Genomic DNA, 25,837 nt, shown 5'->3' with positions numbered 1-25,837 from the left:
TCCCGCATAAATTGATTCATAATCTAACTATAGGGCTGTCTCACATAATAAAACAGCCCTACCCGCGTTATAAGAAAATATTCAACAACGCCAAAACTATCCAAAAAACAGTAAGTACAATATGTACGATCTTCAGCCATTTTTTCTTTGTACTCATCACAAGAGCCACACTGTAAATCGCAAGTATGAACTCCAAAATAATTACAACCGTAGCTGCGTTTCCCCCTGTTCCTAACATCATTTTTTCCTCCTTATTAAATGTTTTCTATTTCAAAAGATCCGTATAGACAGCCGTTTCTTCCGACATAGCTGCTTTCTGCTGCAGATCAATCTGCCTGTTAACCGCTTCCTCATGCCCCATCACCCGATTTAAGAAATCAATCATTGCTTCATGCCCGTCAAACACATGCTCCGGGGCAATAAATGCTCTGTTATGTAACGTCCGCCGAAAGCCAAGAATCAGCTGATTATGTAAAAATGCCTGCTTCACCGCCGATAAAATCTCACCTTCATGATTGATATCCAGATAATAATCGCAGCTGTCAAAAAGTGCCGCGGCCTTTTTTGCCTTGACGCCCGGGTACAGCAGCACATTCTCATACTGTGACAGGCTCATCAGCTTGGAAGACATCTCCGTGATGGCTGCAATATGGAAGCGCATCTGCGGAAGCGCTCTGATCAGTTCCTCACATTTTTCGATCCTGTCGGAATTTGTGCAGATCAATGCCTCGTTTTTGAACGTATTCTGCCGGCTGTACGCGTAGGCAAACCCCAGCGGTTTCAGTATTTCCTTTGAAGCGCCGAACTCGACCAGCTTTTCATAGCTGCCCTTTTTCTGTACATAGATAGTTTTCGTGCGCTTTGAGTTTCCCTCCAGAATCATCCGCATATTGCCGGGGATGTCTTCTCTCGTTCCCTCCTGCCAGAACAGGATATCCTCCCGTCTGCCGCCCGGCATCCGCTCCGATAAGAAAAGCGGCGTAGACAAAGAATTATAGAAGATTCTGCTTCCCACGGCTCCAATCTCTTCCAAAACCTTCAAAATAAGATCTACGATGCCTTTAAATATATAAACTCTGCCCTCCCTGTTCAGAATCATATCGTGGGTCGCAAAATTCTCCAAAAGCGTCTCTCTGCCCTCCGCATCAAAATACGCCTTGCAGAAACGCTTTCCATCCTTGCTGAAAAAGGTCCTTGCATACAGAAAACCATATCTGTTGTAATGGTCGCTGGATCGGACCGTTCCCTTCTCATCCAGCCAGTCCACCACCCGCACCAGCCTTTTGTGCTTCGGCTCCGCATAGAAAATCCGTCCCCTCTCCCGATGCAGGTCATACACTTTTCCCTCGCTATTGTTTCCGCTGATTTCCCAGTAGTCCGGAACATTAATCTGATTAAAATACCGCGCTCTGCCAGGTCCTTTTCCGCTTTCCTTAAAGTCACCGCAGAAGTACTGATATACCGAGATCACGTCATCCGGAAGAAATCCGTCATCCCCAATCACAATCACCGGTCCCGTAAAACCCGCCCTTTGAAATGACTGGTGGAGCATCTGGCTTTCTTCCCCATAGTTATCCAGCAGCAGTACCGTATCTATCATCCCACTATATTTTTCCATTTAAGCTCCACCTCCTTTGTCAAAAATTTCTTTGCTTTCTCATAAGAATGTTCGTGGAAACTCTCCAAATCATCCTCCGTGAACAATCGCACCAGGCGCTCTGCCACTGCTTCAATCTTCTCCTTCTGCGGCGTATCCTCATCCACCGGAATCAGATATCCGTTCTTTCCATCGTCAATGAACGTAGGATTCCCGTACCGCACATCAAAACCGATGATCGGAAGTCCGCCTCCGATAGCTTCCATCAGGGTCAGGCCGAATCCCTCGCTCATGGAACCGGACAGATACAACTCATAATCCTGATACACTTCCTTCAGATTCTGTTGTCCGCGCAGGACAATATAGTCTGCCGCTCCCAGCTTTTTTATCAATTCCCGAAGCTTTTGCTCTTCCCCGCCCTTACCGTAGATATCCAATGTAAGCTGAGGAACCTTTTCCCGCGCCTTCACAACGGCCTCGATGATCCAGTCGATATGTTTCTCCGACGCCAGTCTGGAAGCCGTCAGGATAGAATATGGATTCCGGTTCACCGTAGGATATTTTAACTCGTCCAGACTGCCCACCGGAATCGTGTAAACATCCGGCTCCACTCCCATGTATTTTAAGAACTGCTCCCGCAGGAGCTTACTCTGCGCATCTGTGGAAGTCACATAGAAATCCACATGTCTATGCATTGTAAAAGAATACTCATAGAAGTTATTCCACAGAATATTATGATTGTCCGTGTTTCCCTCACTGAAATGATCTGCGTGGACGACGATCCCCACCCGTGCCTTGCCGGCATTTTGCAAGATTGCCTGCCCGATACCCGTGGTGCGGTCGATAAGCACGGTATCCTTCTTTGTCAGCCCCAGACGCAATACCATGTATCCCACAAACTCCTCTTTCGAGCACAGAAGCCTGTCCGGAAACTGGTACATCACCTTTCCATCGTCGTTAATTTCTTCATAGGCCACCGTGCCGTCTTCATTGAAAAACCGGCGCAGATACATATGTGCCTTATTGTCCAACGGCGCATAATACTCCGTGAAAACTCTGCCGTAAGTGAAAAAGTCCTTGCGGATCAAATACCCGCCTGAGACAATCTCCACTCTGTGGACCCGCTCTGACTTTTCATCCACGAAATAAACGGCATAATAGTTATTATTTCCCGGAAAGATCACTCTTCCGGTCTTTCCATCTCTTCTATAGGTATATTTTTGTGTGGGAAACGTCTTTTTCAGGTCATCTAACGTATAAGAGACCGGTGCTGTCTTATAATCTGTAAAAAAGGTATACAGCCAAAGGATCTCCGAGTCCGCAAAACCGATATTCTTTGTCAAATGTTCGATATTCTCCGTTACGATCAAATCCGTAAATACAAATTTTGCATCGGCTCCAATCTTCCTGAGTATGGATGCCCGATAACTCTGGGCATATTCCACACCACTGGAAGCCCAGCCAATCCCAAGATTAAAATTATAAACCATATCTGTCTCCTATTTTCTCCGAAATTTTGCTCCGCAGAATTTCAAATCATCGCAGCCGGTATTATGGAAATAAAACCTGCATTTCCCCCGCCTTGCCATAAGACTTCTGTCCCAGAAAAACGTTCCGCACGATATCCTTTTTAATTACATTCTCCATGCGGATAAAAGAATCATAAGCTTCTCTGTGATACTCGAACACAGGATTCCTCTGTGCGGCGGCAAGACCGCTGACCACATACTGCAGCTGCTGAAGATAGTCTACCTGCTCCACCCAGGCATTATCGATAGCCCGCAGAGAACACAGGCGGATATATTCCCTGAGTTCCTCCTCCGATGAAAACAATTCCGTTTTTCTTTTCCACACTGTCTCCACATAAAACCGTATCTTCTTTTTCAGCATTTTCTTCTTCATATGCCTGGCATTCAAAAATCGGTTATCCAACCGATAGGAAAGATTATCCAGCATATACCTGTTAATCTCCCCGGCAGCAGGATGCGGATGTTCTTTCAGGAATCTCTCTACACCTTCCCAGGCCAGCTGCAGTATCAATTGCTGCTCCAAGCTTCCCCCATCCAGCAGTCTGTTCCTGACGTCATACATCATCGTCCGCTGACGCTTTAAGACTTTGTCGTAATCCACCGTGCTCTGTCTGCCGGCAGCGCTCCGCTCCTCCTGGACTTTCTGTGTCCCATTAATCAGCCTCCTTAAATGCCCTTTCGAGATCCGGCGATCCTTATCCACATATCTTTCCAGTACCTTCTCCCCGACTGCGGAAACCGCATCATCCTCAAGAGAAACAAAGAACTGACTGCACCCCGGATCTCCCTGACGGCCGGCGCGCCCCCTAGCCTGGCGCTCCACCCGGATATTCCCCATGCGCCCGATCCCGATGACGGCAAGACCGCCCAGTTCAGCTACCCCGTCCCCCAGACGGATGTCCGTTCCTCTTCCCGCCATGCCGGTGGATACCGTGACGATTCCTTTTTGCCCTGCTTCCTTAATAATCTGGGCCTCCCAATAGGCATTGTTAGCGTTCAACACACTGTGGGGCACCTGTTTCTCAATCAGCGCATGAGACACCAGCTGCGTATCGGCGATAGTCGATGTCATAACCAGCACCGGCTGTCCGGTTTCGTGACGCTCCAGAACTTCCCTGACAGCTTCCTCATACTGCTGCTCCGCGGTCTTAAAAAAAAGGTCTTTCTGATCCACTCTCTGCAATGGTTTATGCGGCGGAATAACGGCGACTTTCTTTTTATATATTTTGCGCAATTCTCTTTTCGCATCAGCGATTGTGCCGCTCATACCGGACATCCGGGGAAACAGCAGGAAGAGATTCTGATAGGTTATGGAGGCAACCGATCTGTTCTCCTGTGTGACCTGCACCTTCTCCTTTGTCTCCAGCGCCTGATGGATACCTCCCCTGAGCTTCATCCCGGGAAGGACCCGCCCCGTGCTGTTATCCAGAAGGGATATCTCCCCCTTTTCGGTGACAACATAGTCCTTATTTCTCTCCATAGTAAAATGCGCCTTCAGAGCAAGTGTCACATGCCGGTTCAGTTCAAAATTTTCCGCCTCATAGAAACCATTGATGCGAAAATACCGCTCTGCATAGGCCACCCCTTCATCCGTCAGCCACACGCTGTTCTCTTCTTTTATGTAATCCCGGTCTTCCTGCAGCGTAGTAACAAAAAAATCCGCAATCTCATACAGATTGGACTGCACGCGGGGTGCACCGGAGATCACAAGGGGCATTGTGGCCGCATCCATAAGCACCATATCCGCCTCATCGATGATTACATAATAAAATTCCCTCATAAAGCGATCCTCGGCGCTGGATACCAGATTATTCATAAGATAATCAAATCCTAACGTCGAATGCGTGGTATAGACGATGTCCGCATTATAGATCTGGCGTTTCCAGGCATTATGAGTTTTCCCCTCCTCCTCCTGCCTGACCCCGGAACGCACCGTTATACCCAGAAATTCATACACCGGACCCATCTCTTTTGCATCGCGCTCTGCCAGATAGTCATTGGCTGTGACCAATATTGTACTTTTCCCGGTCAAAGCATTAAGATAAAGAGGGAGCGTAGCAGTCAAGGTTTTGCCCTCCCCGGTATTCATCTCCGCCAGGTAACCGTAATGCAGCGCAACGCCCCCCAGAATCTGGCAATCATATGGCTCCATCCCCAAGATTCTCCGATCCGCCTCACACACTACGGCAAATGCTTCAGGAAGGAGGCTGTCCGCAGACGCCCCTTGTGCAATACGCATTCGGAACTCCCCGGTCTTTCCGCTCAGCTCTTCATCGCTTAAGGCTCTCACGGCAGGCTGCTCCTGCTTTATTTTTTTCAGGATACGATAAAGTTTTCTATTCGCCATCTGTTACTTCCGTTATCATAATTGAATGAAAATGAAACTGCACCGCTCCGGCATTGATTAGCTGCACCTCATAGCTGAACGTCTTCATGGGGCACCGAAAGTCTGCCTCTCTGTCCCTGACAATCTGGCTTCCCGCCTCCATGTCATAGCGGTCATAGAAGATAATCTTCAAAAGCAGCCCATCTTCCGGCTCCGCTGCTGCGTCCAGACTGATATGGTAGCTTCCCTCTCCGTCTATCATAGGGAGCGTCGGCTCGATCCGTGTCTCCTGATAATTCACCTTGGAAAACCATCTCTTGACAACTGCCCCCGGCTGTATCAGTTCGTTTCGGAATTCAACATCGTCCTTTGCATAAAAGTACACCTCCGACCCGTACAGATAGGTATCTTTGGCATATTCATTCCAGTAAACTTTCCATGCTTCCCCCGTCATGGCTTTCACCCGCCTCTTCCGGTTTCTTTTTCATCAAAATCCTTCCGTATGATTTCCCGATACTGGTTTTGAAACCAGCTCACAATACCATATGTATCATCATTGTGCCTGCCATGAAGTCCCTTCCCATATATCCATGTATTTCCCGCACTTAAATGATCCTTAAGATTTTCATATGCGTTTCCGTCAAGATCATCCTCTATCATATATGCTGCCGCAAATCTGGTCTTACTCCAGTCCGTACGGTCAAACCGCTCCCAAAATCTGTCATCCAGCCGCCTGGCGGCCTCCGGTTTCAAACTCCCGCACGCTTTGCGAAGAACATCCAGCCAGGAATGAGAACCCTCCGGACATTTGAGCCGTTCATTCTCAGCTACTATTCCCATATTAATCAAAGGTTTACCCAGCAATATGGTATTCGGCCGGATCCTGCAGCCATAATACAGCGCGCCGAATGTCCCCATGGACAAGCCGGACAGAATCACCTGACTGTGTTTAAACGAAAGCGCTTCCATATATTTTCGGATAATACGTTCAATCGTATTTTCAAACGCTTTTGATCCGAGATAAAATGCTCCGCCTTCCAGCCTGCACTCCGCGATCAGTAGGAATGGGTGCCCAAGATTCCGCATCATATAATATCCCTCAAACCCTTCCTTCGTCTTGTAACCGGAAAAGTAGACATTCAGGGGCGGCTTTAAATTGCCGGGGTCGAAATAATAAAATATCTCCTCCCGTTTTGCGGTGACCGCTCTTTTCCCTCCGGGCAGGAAAGCTCCCTTACCCCTTCTGGAATAGCGGTCATGCAGTCCTGTAATTGTCAGACGTCCATGCCCTTTTGCTTTTAAAGAAACAAACAAAAAACCTCTCTTATCCAGATGATTTTCAACATATACAATATCCTTCAAATCATCTTCAGAAAATGACCAGACTTTCTGCGAATCCGGCTTCGTGTTATATGTAAAATACAATAATGATATTTCCAGCGATATGGCAACGGTATCCTCTTTGGCATATTCTAACCAAAATTCAATCGCCTGGTTTTCATGAATGGGAATATTGTTCCGCCAGAAAACGATCTGGGCCAGTTCATCGCCGTAATCGCCGGTAAGATCAACGTTCTCATAACCTCTCCAGGAGACAGAACCCTTGAATCCCTGTGCTACGGACAGGAACTGGGGCGCATATTTTTCTCCATAAGACCCCGGAAAATAATCCGGCAGGTCATTCTCTAAAAGATTCCTCAATTCTTCAAAAGAAATCTTCTTACCCATCTTCCTCTTAAAGAGCTGTCCTGTCACACTGCCCTTTCTGGGAACTGCGTTCTCTGTCAGAAATACGCAGTATGCCTTGGAAAACCGAATCAGATAATCAAATTCTTCCTTAACAATTTCCCGGTCCAGGATAACAACATCAAAATCCTTTTTGGGCAGTTTCGAAAAATCAGGCTCATAGCACCACTTTGCACATGCTGATACATGCATAATTGTGCTAAAATCTCTATTTCCCAGCTGTAATACTTTTACTGTGTCCAATCCTGTCAATTACCTCTTTCCATTGCTCAATCAAATATTGCGTCGTATGGGTCTTTCCCAGCTCAAAAGATTGAATCATCGCTGTATTCCAATTGTTCAAATTTTCCAAATAATATCTCAAGTTCTCTCCCAGTTGGGAAATATCCCGGCATATGCGTCCATTCCTGCCGGGACGCATATATTGGGTGACACTGCGCAGAATCTGCGGAATGCCCATCCCCACACAGGAAATCTGCAGAAATAGATCAGGCGGCTCCTCCAGATCTACAAAAATCCGCTGCTGACGCACACATTTACTCACCGACAATTCATCGACACACTGCTCTACCATGAACATAATAGGAATCTGGTCTTCCGCATCCAGCCAAAACTCAGCCTTACTCCGGTCAGCCTTTCTGGCCCATTCTGGCGGATAGCCGTTTTTCTCCAGGCTCTCGCTGACCTGCTTTAAGATCGCATCCTCGCGCCCAAAATCCGCATTTCTGGTAAACAGGCACACCCTGGCATCCTTATTCTCTTCCAAGTAAGCCGCCAAATATTTTACCGCTTCTGCCAGATCCTCCGGTGCCAGATGATCCACCGGAAACAAAATTTTTTGCACCGGCAGCTGCAGGCTGATACCCGGATCTACTCTTGTATCATAGGGCGGTATATTAACTTTCGTATTTTTTTCAGCGCCGCCAGTCCTTAACAGAAGTTCCAGATTATCCTCCGAATCCGTCACAATACAATCTCCCCGTGAAAGTGCCTGCACGGACTTCTCATCTTTCAAGGAGAGTCTGTTTTGAAACACGGAAAAAATAGTTCTCCGATTTTCCAGCAGCCTATCCAGCAGGGGCAGGTGCTGTCCATGTGCCGCCGCACAGAAAATATCTTCCTGCCGGGTTGTCCGAAGCCATGATGCCAAAACCTCTTCGATAACCTCCTCCATAGATGTGTAAGTATTCTTTAGAAAAGGAATCTCCTCCTCCCTCCTAAGTGTTCGGATTAAATACCGGCTGCTATGTGGGTTCACAGCTACATGTCCGTCTGTAAAACGGCACAGTTTCCAGACTCCCTTCTCCGTCAGATACTGTTCATATGCTTTCTTCCCATTCTCATATACTTCCGTACAGGATATAAACCCCCTGTCATCATATATATTTTTCCGGGTGATCTGCCCGTTTCGATATAAATCCACCTGTATGGGATTTCCATACTCTCCAAACTCAATATTCGCATACATTTCTCCCAACAACATGGCGATAACAGAAAAAGGCGTATAGACAAACTCCGTGTCTCTTGGCCAGTTCAGATTATGGAAGGAGAACATCGCCTGCTTCCTCCTGCGCACCTCCTGAATCGCATCAAACACAGACCAATAAGGCGCCCGGAACACGCTTTGCCGATGCAGAAAATGCCGGAAGTTCGGCGCATGGGACAGCAGCAGAATCTCATACCCGCAGATATGATTTCTCTGGAACAGCTGAACCTGTTTGACAGTATCATCTGTCTCCGTCTGCGTACGACGTATATGCCAGAGCTGCTCATTTTCCTTCCATTCATTTTTTAAATACCAGGCCGGTATAAAATACAACATGAGCTATTTTTCATCCTTTCAAACAGTCAGATAAAAAACGTATACGAGTCAAACTTCCGATAGGATTTCACTTCCCGGTACAATGGACATCCAATTCCGGCTAATATCGACCCTGTGGCCGGGAATAACGCCAAATCCGATGATATCACCCCCATCAATGACAACCGCAGCGATATTCCCATCATCAGACAAAGGATACAACTGCTGAAAATGCATAATTTCAAGAGCTTCATCCGTAGATACCGTTTTGTCTTCTTTCCGGCATATATTCCTACAATGCTGTCGCCGCCTTTCTGCAGCTGTTTTGCCATCTCGCCCGGCATGAGCATAATAAACGAAAACAGAATGTTCAGTATGACGATAATCCCCAGATAAACAGCAACACCCACACCATCGTTCAGGTTCAGCCTGCCGCTGATGTTCTGCAGCGTCCTGTTATTCTCATCCATCCGCAAAAGAAGTCTGATAAACAACTGCGGCAGCATAAAAAAGGCGGCAGCAAACATGACCGGCATCACGCCAATCGGGTTAGGTTTAAAAGCAATAAAGCTCTTATCTGCAAATTCGTTGTGGATCGACACCCGCTGAACCGGAATGCGGATAATCCGAATCTCCATAATCAGGATTACCACGGCCATAACCGAGCAAAGAACCAACGGTCTGGAAAATTCTTCCCAAGTATATTTCCTAACAGTGGAAATCAAGTTGTCCAGAATATTTACCAGAATAATGGGCATCTGTGCACCTATTCCATGTTTTTTATTCGACGTCGCCATATGATATACAATCACAGCGCCAGCTATCATTTCCACAGCAGCAATTGTTCTCAATACATCGAGCGGAAGGCCTGACTCCTTAAATATCAATCCTTCCGTTCTTGATATAGCAAAACAAACTGCCAGAAGCAGCATGATTGCAAACGTTATCCGTTGGGTTCTGTACGGCGAAGAGCGCGCCTTGGCTTCGTCCCCCTGGAGTGCCGTAAAAACCCACATGATTAAGTTCGCAGTAATGTAAGGCATAATACCCAGCGCAAATAAGGTATACTGATACCTATCTCCGCTGATCATAGAATTCACTATATTCTGGGAGTTTAGTTCCTCCAGCTGATAAGCAGCCGAATCTACGCCGTACAACAGAAGGTTTCTTCCAGCCATATAAACTGCAAGAATCATCAACGTAAAAAGAAGTCTATTTCGTAACTCATGTGTTTTAACTTTATTCAAGAAATTCCTCTCATAGCTATCTCTCCGGCAGAATTGCCGGAGAGATATTATTTCATTATAATTGATCACGTTTCAGTATCGCTTTGCGTTTATTCCTCTCGCTTTTCATCGCCCGATTCTTCTTTTTCCTTCTTGTTCTGGCGATAACTCTCAACGGCACTGGCAATTGCTCCTATCACAGGAATCCAGGACCACCAGATCCTGCCTGCTGCCGGTGCGGCCAGCGGTACCTCATTATCATCAATATCTATTGTTGTATCGGTCAGGTCATCGTCTAACACCCCAAGAGGAACTTCCTCATCAGCAATATCCAACGGAGCTTCTGCTGGAGTCTCTGCCGGAGCATCCGGAGCTGCCGGAACTGCTGCCGGGGCCGCCGCTGCGACCGGAGGCGCTGCCACTGCCGCAACAGGCGCTGCCGCATCCGCTGCTGGAGCCGCTGCCGGCGTATCAGGTGTAACTACCGCTGCTTCGCTAGAGCTGGCCGATGTACTTGCGCTTGCACTTGCACTCTCACTACTGCTTAAGCTCTGGCTTATGCTTGCGCTAATGCTCTCGCTCATGGAAGTACTTAGGCTCTCGCTCATGGAAGCGCTCAAGCTTTCGCTTGCTGAGGTGCTCAAACTCTCGCTTGTGCTGGTACTTAAGCTCTCACTTGTGGACGTACTCAGGCTTTCACTCGTGCTGGTACTCAAGCTCTCACTTGTGGACGTACTCAAACTCTCGCTTGTGCTGGTACTCAGGCTTTCACTTGTGGACGTACTCAGGCTCTCACTTGTAGAGGTGCTAAGGCTCTCGCTCGTGGAGGTACTCAGGCTCTCACTTGTAGAGGTACTCAAGCTTTCACTCGTGCTGGTGCTTAGGCTCTCACTCGTGGAGGTACTCAAGCTCTCACTTGTGCTAGTGCTAAGGCTCTCACTTGTAGAAGTACTCAAGCTTTCACTCGTGCTGGTACTCAGGCTCTCACTTGTAGAGGTGCTAAGGCTCTCGCTCGTGGAGGTACTCAAGCTCTCACTCGTGGAGGTACTCAAACTTTCACTCGTGCTGGTACTCAGGCTCTCACTTGTAGAGGTACTCAGGCTTTCGCTTGTACTTGTGCTCAAGCTCTCGCTCGTGCTGGTACTCAGGCTTTCACTTGTGGAGGTACTCAAGCTTTCACTCGTGGAAGTACTCAGGCTCTCACTTGTGGAGGTGCTAAGACTCTCACTTGTAGAGGTACTCAAGCTCTCGCTCGTGCTGGTACTTAAGCTCTCACTTGTGGAGGTACTAAGGCTCTCACTTGTAGAGGTACTCAAGCTCTCGCTCGTGGAGGTGCTAAGGCTCTCACTTGTGGACGTACTCAAACTTTCGCTCGTGGAGGTGCTCAAACTCTCACTTGTGGAGGTGCTAAGACTTTCACTTGTGGACGTACTCAAGCTTTCACTCGTGGAGATGCTAAGGCTCTCACTTGTGGACGTACTCAAGCTCTCACTTGTAGAGGTACTCAGGCTTTCACTTGTGGACATACTCAAGCTCTCACTCGTGGAGGTACTCAGGCTTTCACTTGTAGAGGTACTCAAGCTCTCGCTCGTGCTGGTGCTTAGGCTCTCACTTGTGGACGTGCTAAGGCTTTCACTTGTGGAGGTACTCAGGCTTTCGCTCGTGGAGGTACTCAAACTCTCACTTGTGGACGTACTCAAGCTCTCACTCGTGCTGGTGCTAAGACTTTCACTTGTCGAAGTACTCAAGCTTTCACTCGTGCTGGTGCTAAGGCTCTCACTTGTGGACGTACTCAAGCTTTCACTCGTGCTGGTGCTAAGGCTCTCACTTGTGGACGTACTCAAGCTTTCACTCGTGCTGGTGCTAAGACTCTCACTTGTAGAGGTACTCAAGCTCTCGCTCGTGCTGGTGCTTAGGCTCTCACTTGTGGAAGTGCTCAAGCTCTCGCTCGTGCTGGTACTAAGGCTCTCACTTGTGGACGTACTCAAGCTCTCACTTGTGCTGGTGCTTAGGCTCTCACTTGTGGAAGTACTCAAGCTCTCACTTGTGCTGGTACTAAGACTCTCACTTGTGGAAGTACTCAAGCTCTCACTCGTACTGGTGCTTAGGCTCTCACTTGTGGACGTGCTAAGGCTTTCACTTGTAGACGTGCTCAAGCTCTCACTCGTGCTGGTGCTTAGGCTCTCACTTGTGGACGTACTCAAGCTCTCGCTCGTAGAGGTACTTAGACTTTCACTTGTGGACGTACTCAAGCTTTCACTCGTACTGGTACTTAGGCTCTCACTTGTGGACGTACTCAAGCTCTCGCTCGTGCTGGTACTCAAGCTCTCACTTGTGGAGGTACTCAAACTCTCGCTCGTGGAAGTACTAAGGCTCTCACTTGTGGACATGCTAAGGCTCTCGCTTGTAGAGGTACTCAAACTCTCACTCGTGCTGGTGCTAAGGCTCTCACTTGTGGACGTACTCAAACTTTCACTCGTGGAGGTACTCAGGCTCTCACTTGTAGAGGTACTCAAGCTCTCGCTCGTGCTGGTACTCAAGCTCTCACTTGTGGAGGTACTCAAACTCTCGCTCGTGCTGGTACTCAGGCTCTCACTTGTGGACGTACTCAGGCTTTCACTCGTGCTGGTACTCAGGCTCTCACTTGTAGAGGTGCTAAGGCTCTCACTCGTGGAGGTGCTAAGACTCTCACTCGTGGAAGTACTCAAGCTCTCACTTGTGGAGGTACTCAAGCTCTCGCTCGTGCTCGTGCTTAGGCTCTCACTTGTGGACGTACTCAAGCTTTCGCTCGTGCTGGTACTCAGGCTCTCACTTGTTGAAGTGCTCAAACTCTCACTCGTGGAGGTACTCAGGCTTTCGCTCGTGCTGGTACTAAGACTCTCACTTGTTGAGGTGCTAAGGCTCTCACTTGTTGAAGTGCTCAAACTCTCACTCGTGGAGGTACTCAAGCTTTCACTCGTACTTGTGCTTAGGCTCTCACTTGTGGACGTACTCAGGCTTTCGCTTGTTGAAGTGCTCAAACTCTCACTCGTGGAGGTACTCAGGCTTTCGCTCGTGCTGGTACTAAGACTCTCACTTGTAGAGGTGCTAAGGCTCTCGCTCGTGGAGGTACTCAGGCTCTCACTTGTAGATGTACTCAAGCTTTCACTTGTACTTGTGCTCAAGCTCTCACTCGTTGAGGTGCTGAGACTTTCACTTGTACTTGTGCTAAGGCTCTCACTTGTTGCGGTACTCAGGCTTTCACTTGTAGATGTACTCAAGCTCTCGCTCGTGGAGGTGCTAAGGCTTTCACTTGTAGATGTACTCAAGCTCTCGCTTGTGGAGGTACTCAGGCTTTCGCTCGTACTTATGCTCTGGCTCTCACTTGTGGAGGTACTCAAGCTTTCACTCGTACTTGTACTCAGGCTCTCACTTGTGGAGGTGCTCAAGCTTTCACTCGTACTTGTGCTTTGGCTCTCACTCGTACTTGTACTCAGACTCTCACTTGTGGAGGTACTCAGGCTTTCACTCGTACTTGTGCTTTGGCTCTCACTTGTACTTGTGCTCAAGCTTTCACTCGTGCTAGTTGACGAAGCCATGCTGGCTTCGCTACTGGTCTCTTCTATTTTTCCGTCATACTCTGTCTCAGAAGTACTCTCATCGCCACCAGCCCTTGTATAGTCTACTGTGTCACTAATGATAAATTCGTAATCACCAACCTTATTTCCATTTTTATCATATAACCTCCATATACCATCTGGATCCGCCCTTAACACATATTTATCTGGCTTCAAAAAACTGCCACTATAAATCGAGCTGCCATATTCGTTCTCGCCTGTTTTTAATTGGAAAAATCCCAAATTATTAATCATAAGCTGATTATATTTATTACCATCCTTCAGAATCAGCTTATGCCAGTTACCGTCAGAATCCTGAACAACCACATATCTGCCAGCACCACCCAATCCAGCGTTTCCTCCAGCCACATCGTACGAGTTATTGCCAACATTAGTCTTTCCTACTTCAGTGTATCCACCATCGTTATTAAGCAACTTATTTGCTAAGTCCTCATTAACCTGATACACTACAACCTTCGCAGTAAATTTATCCGCATCGATAACAACCGTTTTTCTATATGTTACAAAGCCACTACTATTCTGCGTTTCTTCAATGATATATTCAATTGTTCCGTTTTCATTTTTCTGCACACGTAGAATTTTCGTTTCAGTTCCATTTATGTCAATATACTGGAAGCCATCTTCTTTTGTACTTATCTCATATCCAATGTAAGTTCCATCCCCTGTATTATAACTTGCATCCGCCTTGTATACATGCACATTGCCATCTACCACCTTGTGCTTGTAGAACTCGGTTACCGTCTTTCCCGAAGCATCCACATAAGTTATCCTGTATTCGCCGTTCCCAAGCTCCTTCACATCTGCATTCGTGCCTTTGCAAGCTGCTTCATACTCAACAATGCTCTTCGCAACTGCATTCTCAAGGCGTGCCAAGTCTTCAGCTGTCGTATTTTCATCAGCTTTAGCCTTTTCCAAAGCAGTAAGGTTATTCTTATAATTCTCTAACAGTCCATCAAGTGCTGAATTCTGCCCTACTACAGCGCCGTTCTCTTCCGCCAGCATTGACGCCTTTTCGTTCACAAATGCCGCAATAAACCTATCAAACATTGTCTCACTCGCCAATGCACTTAAGGAATCCGCCTCAGATTCACTGGCGGAAACGCTGGCCTCCTCAGATACAGATGCAGCCGCACTCTCGGATATACTTGCAGCCTCTGTCTCAGATTCACTGGAGGAAGTACTGGCCTCCTCGGATACAGACGCAGCCGCACTCTCAGATATGCTTGCAGTTTCTGTCTCAGATTCACTCTCAGATGCAGTCCCACTCTCGGATACAGACGCAGTCTCGCTCTCGGATGCAGACGCAGTCCCGCTCTCGGGTGCAGACTCAGTCCCACTCTCGGATGCAGACGCAGTCCCGCTCTCGGATGCAGACGCAGTCCCGCTCTCGGGTGCAGACTCAGTCCCGCTCTCGGATGCAGACGCAGTCTCGCTCTCGGATACAGACGCAGATTCCTTCTCCGATACAGTATCCTCATTGTTCTTTCCGGGATCTTCCTCACCGTCTGACTCTATTATTTCAGCGTTTTCTGCGGCAGATTGTTCACCATCAGAAATCAGGCTGTCATTTTCATTGTTCCCATTGTCTTCTTTCGGCAGGAGAGACTCAAACTCGCTATGCGATTCACTCCCCAAGTCGTCTGACTCTGAACCCTCCGGTGCAACGCTGTCACTTTCCGCCGCAAATACCACATTTGCGTCGATCATTGCTGCGCCAAAGACAAGGCCCGCCGTGCCAGCCGCCTTTAAAACCCTGTTCGCTTTACTCCTTTTTCTACGATTCTTCATACTTCCATACCCTCCTGCAAAACACTTGCTCTCTCTTACTTATAATTGAATGATGGGAACGTCAGCCATTGATCCCATTTTTCTTTTCTTATGCTACAGTATAACAAAGCGGCTCTTTCACAAACTCTTTCATATTACATATTTTGTATATTTTTTGTCATGAAAGTTAAAATTTTGATAAATACAAAAGTTCCTTCTACCATATATTTCCATCATCCAAAAGCTGGCATCTGATCCCGCTGCGGCCGCCGCAGCGTTTCCGGAAATCTATATCTATACGTGTTCCGATATCCGTAATGTTATCTTTTTCCGCACCTATACACAGCAATAAATATTGATTCTCACTGTATTTTGTGTATACGTCCCCTCTGCGCATATGTGCACGAAAGGATGCACACAATTTTTCTCCCTGCTTCATACAATATTCCTGGTCATTGGCAGGTTGACCGCTTGTGTCCAGAATCGTACACAAAATAAGGCTGAAAAGATTCCCGCCTCTGTCAATCACACGCTTTAATATACGAAAGCAATCTAAAAAGCTCATAAGCGTACAAGCATAGGCCCCTTGCCCAGGTGCCGGCTCCATCAGACATTTATTGATATCCTCTGCTGTCCCTTCCGGCTGCTGCATCTTATCTCCAAGCTTGCGGAACCGTTCCTGCTGCCTTTTTGACAGAAGCCCGCCTGTCTTCTGCATATCCGTTACTGTTTTTCGATATGCTTCTTCCGCCTCCTTATAGCGTTCCAATGCCATCATACTTTCAATCTGCCATATTTCCCACCCCTCATAAGGATAGATTTCCGCCGCACGTGCTGCTATACTTTCTATTCCTCTATAATCACTCTCTTCTTTCAGCACACGAAGCAGATATTCCAGCATTCTAAAATATAGCTTCTGGTAATTCCGGCTTTTTTCTATGACCCACTGTTCACTTGACAGCCAAGGCAGAAATTCCCCTTGATAAAGCTCCCAGCTCTTTTTACACAGCTCCGCCTTTCTTCCTTTATCCTGCTCCTTTTCAAATTCCTGTGCCGCACATTCGAAGCTCCAAACATCCGATTCTACTTCAATCTCACCACCGTCAAAGCGCAGCACCCCTTCACTCAACTGCAGATACTCACCGGGAGGTAAAGGTGAGGTCTCCAAATATTTCCGAAGCCGAAAAATCGTATTATTGAGACTTGCGTTGGTATCTTCCACTTCATCCCATCCGTAAAGGCTTTTGGCAATATCACTTTTATCGAACCCCTGTCCCGGCCTAGTCGTCAATATCTGGAACAATTGTCTGAATTTAGAGTCCTTCTGCCTGCCGAATGTCAATACCTCTTCTCCATAAGAAGCCGAAAATCCTCCAAACATCTTAACCCATAGCTTTTTCACCATCACACCTCATTTCTTCCTGATACACCTTTTCATTTTCTATGTGGTGTATCCCACTATCCGTTCCCCAATTTGCGCTGGCTGAAGTTCGTAGCAATGGTGAATCAAAATATTATTCTCTTGTCTGCCTGCAAGAAACCTCTCCTTAATTCTAGACACAATCAAATCTGTCTGCCCTTCTGTGGTATCAATGACAAGGGCTAAATACTGACTGCTTGAATACCTGGTATACACATCTCCAATTCTAAGTGCAGACTCAATATTCTTACCTAATTGTTCCATCAGCACATCCTTTTCTTGCGGAAGAAGGCTTCTTCCTTGTTTATCCACCACGGTAATCAGAATTACACATGCTTTCTGTCCGCTTCGAATAATTCCACGTTCCAGAAAACGATAAATGCTCTTAAAGGTTTCATAATCCCGGCAATAGGCTCCCGGTTTTTTAATCTGCTCGATTAATTCTTTTCGGATCTGCCGAACATCCTTTATGTAATGCTCCCCTTCCTTATCCTTCTGTTCCTTTTGTATTTCCAAATCTTCCCTTTGTTTCTTCATTTTCTCGGCCGCACACTCAAACAACTTCTCATAAGTCAGCCCGGACTGCCACAGAACATGTACCACCGTCACAGAAAGGGGAATATTGCCTTTTCCTCTGTTGGCACGGAAGCGATTGCCAATACGTGCGCAAATCTCCTGTGCCTGCTGTACATCTCTGCAGCTTGGCATGAAAATGACAAACTCATCTCCACCGCTTCTTCCTAAAATGTCATCCGGAGAAATCATGAAGGAGAGAATCTGCGCCACCTGTTTTAGGCACTCATCGCCAGCTTGGTGTCCATACTGCCTATTAATCCGTTCCAGACCATCCACATCACACAAAAAAAGCGTACCCCCACGCCTCTCATTTATCTTGAATGCAATTTTCTTTTCTGCAATATTCTTTTTCATAACACCTGTAAGGCGATCCCAATCCTTTTCCTTCGGCTGTCTCTCCCCCTGTTTTTCACTCAATGTTCCTAGCTTGTTCAACTGTACTCCCCCCATAATCAAACTCCCCTATTATTTCCAATTGTTCAGGAAACCCATCCTATCTTTCTTCTCCCTCCAAAACACTATCCAGCAGCTTCATCAGTTCCAAGGCACTTCTAAAATATTCTTTTTTCTTTTCTCCAGCCATTTTAATAATCCGTCATTTTCTCCTACAGTCTTCCTTTTGCTGTGCCCCCAAGAAAGCTGTGCAGCCCTGCAGATGCTTGAGGAAAATCAAGCATTTGGATTTTGACTTAAAATTTCGTAGAGTACCTTACTCTACGAAATTTTTATCCTGTTTTTTACATTTGATGGAATAAAATAGAATATTATCATAGAAAAATAGACCAATTTTAGAGTAAAATATAAATTAACACAAGAAACTCATACAAAAAGTATGCCGAAGAAGAAAAAATATTTACCTTTCAATCTAAATGTGCTATGATATTAAAAAAAATGGCAGAAGAATGCTTCTCCTGCCATCGTAGAGTAAGGTAATCTACGAAATCTCAATTTATTTTGGAATCGGTAATAATATTACGAATAAGTATTCTGCTGCAAAAACAGCTCTTTAACGATACTCCGACAATTGATAACATCCTAAAATATTTCTCTCAATAATCCTTTTATCTTCCAAACGCTCAACATAAGAAGCTATTTCCTCTTCAGCATATCGCGCAGCCTTATCCTCCGACCAGTCTATAAACTGTTCAATTACTTGTTCTTCTGTCAGGCCTCCCCTGCTGGTTTCAATCAAAAACAGCGCTGTGGAAATCCCTTCCAATTCTTTATCTTCCTCTATTTCATTCACAAAGGTAACTGCTTGTTCTATTACCGGCCTTAATTTCACAAGCTGCTTATCCGTTTTATCACTGCATAGAACCTGATAAACCTTTTGATACGCTTCTTGCAAGTTTTTCAAACCATAAAAACTCTGATATTCACGAATACTTTTTGAAACAATCCGGATGGAATCCGCATAAGGACCATTTTTTCCTTTTTGAAATTTGAAATAATTTTCTTTCAAAAATATATTCATAAAATAAGCTGCTTTCTGCAGCCTCAAAGCCTTAAACTGTTTAAGCTCCATCAGCATTTGCATCAAGACCAGGCTTGATACTCCCAATTTCGGTTCCTGCTGTGCCTTCTGAACAAAATTTTTTGACGGCTCATAGACAATAAACACATAATCCTCTTGTATTGGAGACAGCTTTTCCTCAATTACCTGCTTTACTTCCTGCCAATTCAAGCCGCCGTTCCCACAGCCCAAAGGAGGGATTGCGATTGTTTTCACGGACAACTTGGGAAGCAGCTGTACCATCTGATCCAATCCCGTTTCAATATAACTCATAAGAGACTTCGCTCTCCACTTATCCTTTGTGGGAAAATTGATAATCGTCACTCCATTCTCCCGGTAAAAATGCAGAGTACCTATATAAAGCCTCCCGCTTTTGCATGCTTCCACATAATCCTTATTGTTCTCCGGAAACTTCATCTTAAACTGATATGCCACGCCTTTTCCCATAAATCCTTCACAGTTAACAGTATTAACCAAACAGTCTGCATTAGACAAAAACATATCACCAACTTCATATTTAATCAGCATAATCACCTCTTCTTCAAGTTTTCTAAAACCAAACAGACTGAATATCTATATATGGTAATGGAAATTTCACGTTACACTCCCACAAAATATCCTCCACCTGCTCTTTATCCTCTTTTCCTGCCACAGCAATGGAATGAAAGCTTGTAACCGGAATTTTCCGACAGCATAATGCCTCTGCCATTTTTATATTTTTGGCATCCTCCGCGGTACTCCCCCTCTCCATTAATGTATCCCAATCAATTTTTGCTATCCCTTCTTCAAATTCATATAAGACACACTCTTTTCTAGACAAAGGGTGCCGCGGAAGAACCTTAAACCGATTCTCTCTCGCATATTCTCTATGTATGCAAATATATATCATAGAATCCTCGGCGTGTTTATACTTAACTGCCGCATCAAAAGCTGAATATGGATGAAAATGAAACGGTATATATTTATCCAGTCCCAGACGTACTCTTTCCGAAATAATGTTTGGATCTGCCACATCAAAAAATAATTTTCCGCTTTCCTGTAATTGTCTTCTTGACTGCAGTCCATCCAATACGATATCTCTCAAATTATCCAGTTCTGTCAAATGATATAATAGACTGCCGCTTTTTGCAATTTCCAATCCCATATTTATGTACTTCTCCTTTTATCCCAATCATATCAGAAGGCTGTCTTATCTTATATAGTTTATCAGATGCAAACCTTCAAAATCTCCTAAATGGCAGAACTATTGTATTTACTTTACCATAGTTCCATAATGTTAACAATAACTATGTCCCTATCTAAAACCAATTCAAATTTCCCATCAACACAAAACCTCATAATCCTCCCCTTCACACAGCGCCGCCCCAACCCCGGTTATCCCGGTCATCAGCGAAACCTGGTAATACTCTTGCGGAAGCATTCCTTCCCCCTTCTCACACATCCGCAAAATCCGCCTCATCAGCCTTTCTCGTTTCTCTTCCAGCATCTCATCCTGGTATTCCTTCAGATAATGCCCGATAATCCAGCACATCCCGGCCATCCCGTGACAGAGGCAGGCCGATTCCGTCTCCGGACACAGACGCAGGGCCTGGACGCACCTGTCAATATCCTTCTGCACCCCGGCATGATTCCGGAATTCCTCCAAATGCTTCAACCGCATTCTGGACAAAAGAATCCCAGCCGCCCCATGACACCAGGCATTGAGCTCCTTTCCCCCCGTATTCTCCTTTCGCAGATCCTTCCAATTCCCAGCCTCCTCCGAATACAAATGGTTCTCATAGGCAAGCATCTCACCGATTCTTTCCTGGCAGCATCTCTCTCCTGTAACCTCCAGCAGATAAGAATACGCCAATATATAACCGCTATTCCCATGAGCCATTCCTGCCAAAGCCTTCCCCTCCATTGCGCCGGAGAATCCATACCCCGTTTCCTGCCGCACGGCCTGCTCCCAGATACGATCCCCCTGTTCCGCCGCAGCCTTCAAAAACCGCTCCTCGCCTGTCGCCCGGTAAAGCTTCACCAGCACCACAACCGCCCCAGACAGACCCGACAAAAAATCCGTGGTTCTCTCCTCTTCCATTTTCTTAAATAATATCTCGCTGTGTGCCCTGGCATAATCCAGATAAATCTGCCTTTGTGTAATCTGATAAAGCAGCAGATACGCATAAACAACAGATCCCTCCCCGATAAAGGCCCCGGTATGAGGAGATTCTGACCTTTCTGCATCCTCCGACAGCCTTTCTGTATAGGCAAAAAGCTTCTTCGCCACCATCTCATAGATTCTTTCAAACGCCGCTTCCGGATACCTTTTCAATACCATTGCCAGAAATACAGCCACACCGCCAAGCCCGTCATACAAATACATGCCATGGGGCACAAAGCTCCAGCTTTTCTCGTCGAAAAATCTCAATCCACTCCAGTTTATATCCTTATCCGCTCCATAGATAACAGCCATGCGGCAGACCCTGTCCGCTATCCTCCGGAGCAAATCCCCTTTTGAAACAGCACAATCCTGCTCATCCGTCCAGTCAGCATCCTTCCGAACTTGCTTTTGCTCCCTCAGCAATGCCAAAGATAACTTTATAAACCGCAGCTGCTCCCTCTTATCCTTCCCGTTCAGCGCATCCGCCTTTTTCCTCCAGACCTCATAGGAAGACTCCGCAAAAAAATCCGGATGTTCTTCTCCATCCCCATCCAGTAAAGCTTTCCCTTTTGCATAAAAAACAGGAACGTCCATGCGTCTTAGGGCGCGGCGCTCATAAGCATGGACAGAAGCACGTATATTCTGCTTATCCAGCACATGTAAAAATAAATCCCGTTTTTCTCTGCTTTTCAAAAACTCCGGGAAAAAAGACATATTTAGATCCATACTGTACTGCTGTGTATGGCGAAGCAGATACCTGCCCTCGTATGCGAACAGCCTTTCCAGGCTTTCTGTCATTTCCTGCTTCTGTTCCAGCATACAATCATAGGCCTCTCCAAAGCCTTTGCAAATCCATTCCTCAAAATCTGCCGGATTCATCTCCTTATTTTGAAACACCGGGAGACTGCCGCTAAGCTCAATTTCCACTGGCTGGTACTCAATATGAATCTCAGAGCTTCTGGGCTCGCAGACGATAGGCAGACGAAAAGGCGTCATTTCTTTGCTGTTTTTATGCAGCGCATTTACAATCACGCCTGCCTCCTGGCTTCCCCAGGTTACGACCGGAAGAAGGCCTGTACAAAGTACAGAGCTGCTGATCGCGTCTCTCACCATCTGCTCTGCATCCCGTGCTTCTTTCTGCTGCCTGCATCCGGGAAATGTCTCCAAATCCAGAAGCATCGGATACTCGCCTAATGCCAGAAGATTCTCGCCATGGATATCCGTGGCTCCCATAATGTAACAAAGGAAGAGCAAAATTCCTGTCCTCTCAAAATACCGCTCCACTTCTTCTATGGTGTCACAGCTCCTTTTCTCAACATATTCCTCCCATCCATAAGCATCACCATTTATAATAAGAAGCTTTCTTTCTGAGAGACCGCATTTATTTAGGAATTTCTTATATATTTCTTCAAACAAAATTTCTTTTTGCAGGCTGTGGGGTTTATAAATAAGTGTAACGCCGTTGTCAAGGACAACCTTCGCAACCGTCCTTCCGCCTCGATGGCAGTCCGACAGGCTGGTATCCATATGTATTACATTTTGAAAATCCAGGCCTGCGCAAAGCTCATTTATCAAAACCTTTCTGTCCCTCTGTAACGCAGACTCAACCTCCCACATGATTCCCACTGTCTGATAGACCTGCAGGAACAGCAGCCTTTTCATTTCCGGATAATTTTCGCAGAGGCTCTCTATATAAACTGGATCTTCCAAAAATCTGTCTTGGTAATCCTCGTATTCTTCCTCACTGTTTTGCCCATTTAAAAGCCCTTTTTTCTTGCAGTCATGGATATCCTGTATCAAAACCTTTATCGGTATTTTTTCGATTCTTTTGTACAGGTTCTCTGCGATGCCTTTCCGGGCTTCTTTTAAAAAACATACCTTCTTTTTGTTCCAGTAAAAATAAGCAGTTTTTATAAATAAGCGATAAAATCCGGGAAAAGAACCTTCCTGCAGAATCCGGCTTTCCCATTCTGCTCTTTCTGTTAATGCTTTTCTGTAATAAGGTTCTATCAGAGACAGGATTTGAACTTCTTCTTTCAAATATTCTCTCGCTGCGTATTCATCCGCTTCATTATTTAACAGGTGACGGCAGGTTTCCGGGCCTAAAATTTTTTGCCAAAAGGCGGTGTTTTCTTTTATCTCGCTTTTGTAGCTCATACTTTTTCCTCTCTGGTATAAATGACATATTACAGTGAACATTGATTTTAGGCTTGAGCATTTGTTAGAAATCAGTGCTTTTCAAATGCACAAAATAAAGGAAGTAGTGTGGTTTAAGTTAGCAACCCCCATTTCAAATGGGGGTTTAGTTTTAACCCCTCCGGGGTATAGTACTGGTTCCGCCTAAGGCGGGGTTCCGCAATACCATCTTTACCAGTTGCCCCCTACAGGGGGCCTTTTACTTTCTTCCATCTTCTAACTTGTCATTCTCTTCTTGTTCTTGTATATATTTTCTAATTGTTTCTTCATTTACATTCCCTACTGTTGATACAAAATATCCTCTGGCCCAGAAATGTCTGTCTCCCCATTTCGTTCGGTACTCCGGATGTCTGTCAAACAGCATTAATGTACTCTTCCCTTTCAGATATGACATGAATTCCGATACACACATCTTTGGCGATATCGCCACATACATATGCACATGATCTATACATACCTTCCCGTCCATTAGCTGCACCTGTTTCATCTCACATAATTTCTTTATAATTTCTACCAAATCTCTCTTCGTCTCTCCATACATGATTTTTCTTCGATATTTCGGTATGAAGATAATATGATATGTGCAATTCCATCTGGTGTGTGCTATACTTTGATTATCCATTTTGGATACCTCCTATGCTTTTGATATGGCCTGCGAAACCAATATCATTATAGCATAGGAGGTTTTAGTACTTTATGCAACGCTACGGCTTTGCCTCGGCCCCCATTTCAAATGGGGGATATATGTCTATTTCATTATACCAAAATAGTGTATTCTAATCCAATAACTTCCAGATATTTTTTAATAATTATCAAAATTGTTATACCAGATTTTTACAACAACAATAATATTTCCGCACACAATTTAAAAGTTTTTCTGACCGTGATTATTACGGTAAAATACAAAATGCGGCCCCGAAGGGCCGCAGCATGCTAGCAGCATAATAAAGTAAAAAACGATCCATAATTGGCAGTAATTGAATATGTTCCTTCCTCTTCTGGCATAATACCAACTTTGTCGGTTTCTTCCAGTTCGGTCAAAAGGTTGCCAATTGCTTCATTCTCATTCTTCATAATCACTAACACCTCCTACTAAATTAAAATATTAACTTCAAAATGCTCATCATCGTATTGAAAGCTTATATTCCCATTATATTTATCTACAATACGCTTTACACTTTCCACCCCCAATCCATGAGCATATTTGTCTTTTTTAGTTGTTACAAATCTATCATCCACCATTAACGGCACCTGAATACTAGTATTATATAAACACAATAAAAACATGTCATTTCGATTACAAATTCTTAAAAAAACTTTTCTTTTAGATAACTCACATTTTTTTGCGGCTTCAATAGCATTATCAAATAAATTTCCAAGCACTACACCTAACTCAGCATCCTTAACAGGTATCTGATATAAATCTACTTCTAATTCGAACTTTATTTTGTTTTCATCCATCTCTAGCTTTTTACTATTTAATACAAAATCAAGAAAAGAAAATCCTGTCCACACCTTCCTTTCCATTGCTATCAAATCATCAGTAAAATCACGAACTTGTGTTAATGCCTCTTCCGTCTTTCCACTCTCTAAACAATTTCTGAGATAAATCATAATATGTTTTACATCGTGAAGCTGCCGATTATTTTGATTATAAAAAACTTGTAATTTATCATTTTGATTCTGTAAATTATTCTGTATTGCATCCAACATGATATTTTCACTCTTTATTTCCTGATAAAGAATATTCAACATTAAATAAAGCGCCAACAAAACTGAACATATAATAAAAATCAAATGCAATGCAAAATCAATGAATGCAAATCCTCGTTCTCCTAAATACATGCTATATGTTAACATACACCATTCTATTAAAAAAATAACAAATAAAAGCCTTTTATATCTGGATAACAACATTCGCAGCAATTTTGTAATGTTGCTTTTCTTTTTAATCAATACAATTATTAAAACTTCTATTAAAAGGCACCAAAACACCTCAGCAAAACACTTTTCTCCCCTATTTACATCATAAAAAATTTTATGTTGTAATAGCCCCATTAAAATTAATATTGGCATTTTTAAAAGCGAAACCATAACGCTATAAAAGTTTTCCCAAATATATGCCGTATAAAAAGAGCATCTAAAATATACAGAATAGAAAAAAGCCCACAAAATATTACCAAATAAAACAACAAGATTAGATATGTATGACTCCCAAGCATTCCACACAAACAAAAGAGCCACTCCCAAAAAGAGCCCTCCGCCCAGAATCATCATCCTTTTCGACCGAAACCTCGGCTCTGCATACACCTTATGCAGAATCCAGATCCCCAAAAACTGCTCTATAAACTGTGTAAGGCTATAGCATAAAAACAGCACC

Annotated in this window: 18 protein-coding genes; 1 reads left to right on the top strand and 17 read right to left on the bottom strand. The window is 45.0% G+C overall.

Annotated features, from left to right (window positions below; genetic code table 11):
* Positions 1-67: 67 nt before the first annotated feature.
* From VV089_RS23745 to VV089_RS23705, 9 genes are all read right to left on the bottom strand, one after another.
* The gene (locus VV089_RS23745; protein WP_172541905.1) at positions 68-241 is read right to left on the bottom strand and encodes a hypothetical protein; all 174 of its coding nucleotides are present in this window, start codon (positions 239-241) and stop codon (positions 68-70) included.
* A 24-nt stretch (positions 242-265) separates the two neighbouring features.
* On the bottom strand, positions 266-1,618 hold the full coding sequence (gene gtfB, locus VV089_RS23740) for an accessory Sec system glycosylation chaperone GtfB (protein ID WP_334337661.1): 1,353 nt from the start codon (positions 1,616-1,618) through the stop codon (positions 266-268).
* Positions 1,597-3,087: an accessory Sec system glycosyltransferase GtfA gene (gene gtfA / locus VV089_RS23735; RefSeq protein ID WP_334337660.1), complete on the bottom strand. Its 1,491-nt coding sequence runs from the start codon at positions 3,085-3,087 to the stop codon at positions 1,597-1,599. The genes gtfB and gtfA overlap by 22 nt, the downstream gene beginning before the upstream one ends.
* 61 nt (positions 3,088-3,148) lie before the next feature.
* The gene (gene secA2, locus VV089_RS23730; protein ID WP_334337659.1) at positions 3,149-5,473 is read right to left on the bottom strand and encodes an accessory Sec system translocase SecA2; all 2,325 of its coding nucleotides are present in this window, start codon (positions 5,471-5,473) and stop codon (positions 3,149-3,151) included.
* Positions 5,463-5,906, bottom strand: a complete 444-nt coding sequence (asp3, locus tag VV089_RS23725) for an accessory Sec system protein Asp3 (RefSeq protein ID WP_334337658.1) — start codon at positions 5,904-5,906, stop codon at positions 5,463-5,465. The genes secA2 and asp3 overlap by 11 nt, the downstream gene beginning before the upstream one ends.
* A gap of 5 nt (positions 5,907-5,911) precedes the next feature.
* Complete coding sequence (gene asp2, locus VV089_RS23720; protein WP_334337657.1) at positions 5,912-7,390, bottom strand: accessory Sec system protein Asp2; 1,479 nt, start codon at positions 7,388-7,390, stop codon at positions 5,912-5,914.
* A 16-nt stretch (positions 7,391-7,406) separates the two neighbouring features.
* On the bottom strand, positions 7,407-9,020 hold the full coding sequence (gene asp1, locus VV089_RS23715) for an accessory Sec system protein Asp1 (RefSeq protein WP_334337656.1): 1,614 nt from the start codon (positions 9,018-9,020) through the stop codon (positions 7,407-7,409).
* Positions 9,021-9,046: 26 nt separating this feature from the next.
* Complete coding sequence (locus VV089_RS23710) at positions 9,047-10,177, bottom strand: hypothetical protein (protein WP_334337655.1); 1,131 nt, start codon at positions 10,175-10,177, stop codon at positions 9,047-9,049.
* 158 nt (positions 10,178-10,335) lie between these two features.
* A complete protein-coding gene (locus VV089_RS23705; RefSeq protein ID WP_334337654.1) occupies positions 10,336-10,833 on the bottom strand; it encodes a hypothetical protein in 498 nt (165 codons plus the stop codon).
* Between VV089_RS23705 and VV089_RS23700 the strand changes: the two genes are divergently transcribed.
* Positions 10,832-13,885: a hypothetical protein gene (locus VV089_RS23700; protein WP_334337653.1), complete on the top strand. Its 3,054-nt coding sequence runs from the start codon at positions 10,832-10,834 to the stop codon at positions 13,883-13,885. The two genes, VV089_RS23705 and VV089_RS23700, sit on opposite strands and share 2 nt — an antisense overlap.
* A gap of 1,941 nt (positions 13,886-15,826) precedes the next feature.
* Here VV089_RS23700 and VV089_RS23695 read toward each other — a convergent pair.
* The 8 genes from VV089_RS23695 to VV089_RS23660 form a co-directional block, all read right to left on the bottom strand.
* Positions 15,827-17,017, bottom strand: a complete 1,191-nt coding sequence (locus VV089_RS23695) for a hypothetical protein (RefSeq protein ID WP_334337652.1) — start codon at positions 17,015-17,017, stop codon at positions 15,827-15,829.
* A gap of 33 nt (positions 17,018-17,050) precedes the next feature.
* Positions 17,051-18,055, bottom strand: a complete 1,005-nt coding sequence (locus VV089_RS23690) for a GGDEF domain-containing protein (RefSeq protein ID WP_334337651.1) — start codon at positions 18,053-18,055, stop codon at positions 17,051-17,053.
* 556 nt (positions 18,056-18,611) lie between these two features.
* Positions 18,612-19,646 (bottom strand): type II toxin-antitoxin system antitoxin DNA ADP-ribosyl glycohydrolase DarG, encoded by a 1,035-nt coding sequence (gene darG, locus VV089_RS25330; RefSeq protein WP_442891614.1) that lies wholly within the window; start codon positions 19,644-19,646, stop codon positions 18,612-18,614.
* Between the two features lie 22 nt (positions 19,647-19,668).
* Positions 19,669-20,262 (bottom strand): DarT ssDNA thymidine ADP-ribosyltransferase family protein, encoded by a 594-nt coding sequence (locus VV089_RS23680; protein WP_334337649.1) that lies wholly within the window; start codon positions 20,260-20,262, stop codon positions 19,669-19,671.
* Between the two features lie 177 nt (positions 20,263-20,439).
* Entirely contained in the window at positions 20,440-23,418 is a 2,979-nt protein-coding gene (gene lanM / locus VV089_RS23675) for a type 2 lanthipeptide synthetase LanM (RefSeq protein ID WP_334337648.1), read from the bottom strand.
* A gap of 238 nt (positions 23,419-23,656) precedes the next feature.
* Complete coding sequence (gene tnpA, locus VV089_RS23670; RefSeq protein WP_334335752.1) at positions 23,657-24,079, bottom strand: IS200/IS605 family transposase; 423 nt, start codon at positions 24,077-24,079, stop codon at positions 23,657-23,659.
* 311 nt (positions 24,080-24,390) lie between these two features.
* Complete coding sequence (locus tag VV089_RS23665; protein WP_172542903.1) at positions 24,391-24,531, bottom strand: hypothetical protein; 141 nt, start codon at positions 24,529-24,531, stop codon at positions 24,391-24,393.
* Between the two features lie 18 nt (positions 24,532-24,549).
* Entirely contained in the window at positions 24,550-25,701 is a 1,152-nt protein-coding gene (locus tag VV089_RS23660) for an ATP-binding protein (protein WP_334337830.1), read from the bottom strand.
* Between the last annotated feature and the right edge of the window lie 136 nt (positions 25,702-25,837).

Source organism: Candidatus Merdisoma sp. JLR.KK011 (assembly GCF_036941125.1).
GTDB lineage: Bacteria > Bacillota > Clostridia > Lachnospirales > Lachnospiraceae > Laedolimicola.
Note: the sequence above shows the minus strand (reverse complement) of the source record. Positions and strands in the feature narration are given on the sequence as shown.

What these genes read in the sequence shown, in the direction of transcription:
- darG (WP_442891614.1), bottom strand. Translation starts at nt 19,646, where the DNA reads ATGCTGATTAAATATGAAGTTGGTGATATGTTTTTGTCTAATGCAGAC.
- gtfA (WP_334337660.1), bottom strand. Translation starts at nt 3,087, where the DNA reads ATGGTTTATAATTTTAATCTTGGGATTGGCTGGGCTTCCAGTGGTGTG.
- asp1 (WP_334337656.1), bottom strand. Translation starts at nt 9,020, where the DNA reads ATGTTGTATTTTATACCGGCCTGGTATTTAAAAAATGAATGGAAGGAA.
- asp2 (WP_334337657.1), bottom strand. Translation starts at nt 7,390, where the DNA reads ATGCATGTATCAGCATGTGCAAAGTGGTGCTATGAGCCTGATTTTTCG.
- VV089_RS23700 (WP_334337653.1), top strand. Translation starts at nt 10,832, where the DNA reads ATGGAAGCGCTCAAGCTTTCGCTTGCTGAGGTGCTCAAACTCTCGCTT.
- VV089_RS23690 (WP_334337651.1), bottom strand. Translation starts at nt 18,055, where the DNA reads ATGGGGGGAGTACAGTTGAACAAGCTAGGAACATTGAGTGAAAAACAG.
- secA2 (WP_334337659.1), bottom strand. Translation starts at nt 5,473, where the DNA reads ATGGCGAATAGAAAACTTTATCGTATCCTGAAAAAAATAAAGCAGGAG.
- lanM (WP_334337648.1), bottom strand. Translation starts at nt 23,418, where the DNA reads ATGAGCTACAAAAGCGAGATAAAAGAAAACACCGCCTTTTGGCAAAAA.
- asp3 (WP_334337658.1), bottom strand. Translation starts at nt 5,906, where the DNA reads ATGACGGGGGAAGCATGGAAAGTTTACTGGAATGAATATGCCAAAGAT.
- gtfB (WP_334337661.1), bottom strand. Translation starts at nt 1,618, where the DNA reads ATGGAAAAATATAGTGGGATGATAGATACGGTACTGCTGCTGGATAAC.
- tnpA (WP_334335752.1), bottom strand. Translation starts at nt 24,079, where the DNA reads ATGGATAATCAAAGTATAGCACACACCAGATGGAATTGCACATATCAT.
- VV089_RS23745 (WP_172541905.1), bottom strand. Translation starts at nt 241, where the DNA reads ATGATGTTAGGAACAGGGGGAAACGCAGCTACGGTTGTAATTATTTTG.
- VV089_RS23665 (WP_172542903.1), bottom strand. Translation starts at nt 24,531, where the DNA reads ATGAAGAATGAGAATGAAGCAATTGGCAACCTTTTGACCGAACTGGAA.
- VV089_RS23710 (WP_334337655.1), bottom strand. Translation starts at nt 10,177, where the DNA reads ATGGCTGGAAGAAACCTTCTGTTGTACGGCGTAGATTCGGCTGCTTAT.
- VV089_RS23680 (WP_334337649.1), bottom strand. Translation starts at nt 20,262, where the DNA reads ATGGGATTGGAAATTGCAAAAAGCGGCAGTCTATTATATCATTTGACA.
- VV089_RS23705 (WP_334337654.1), bottom strand. Translation starts at nt 10,833, where the DNA reads ATGAGCGAGAGCCTAAGTACTTCCATGAGCGAGAGCATTAGCGCAAGC.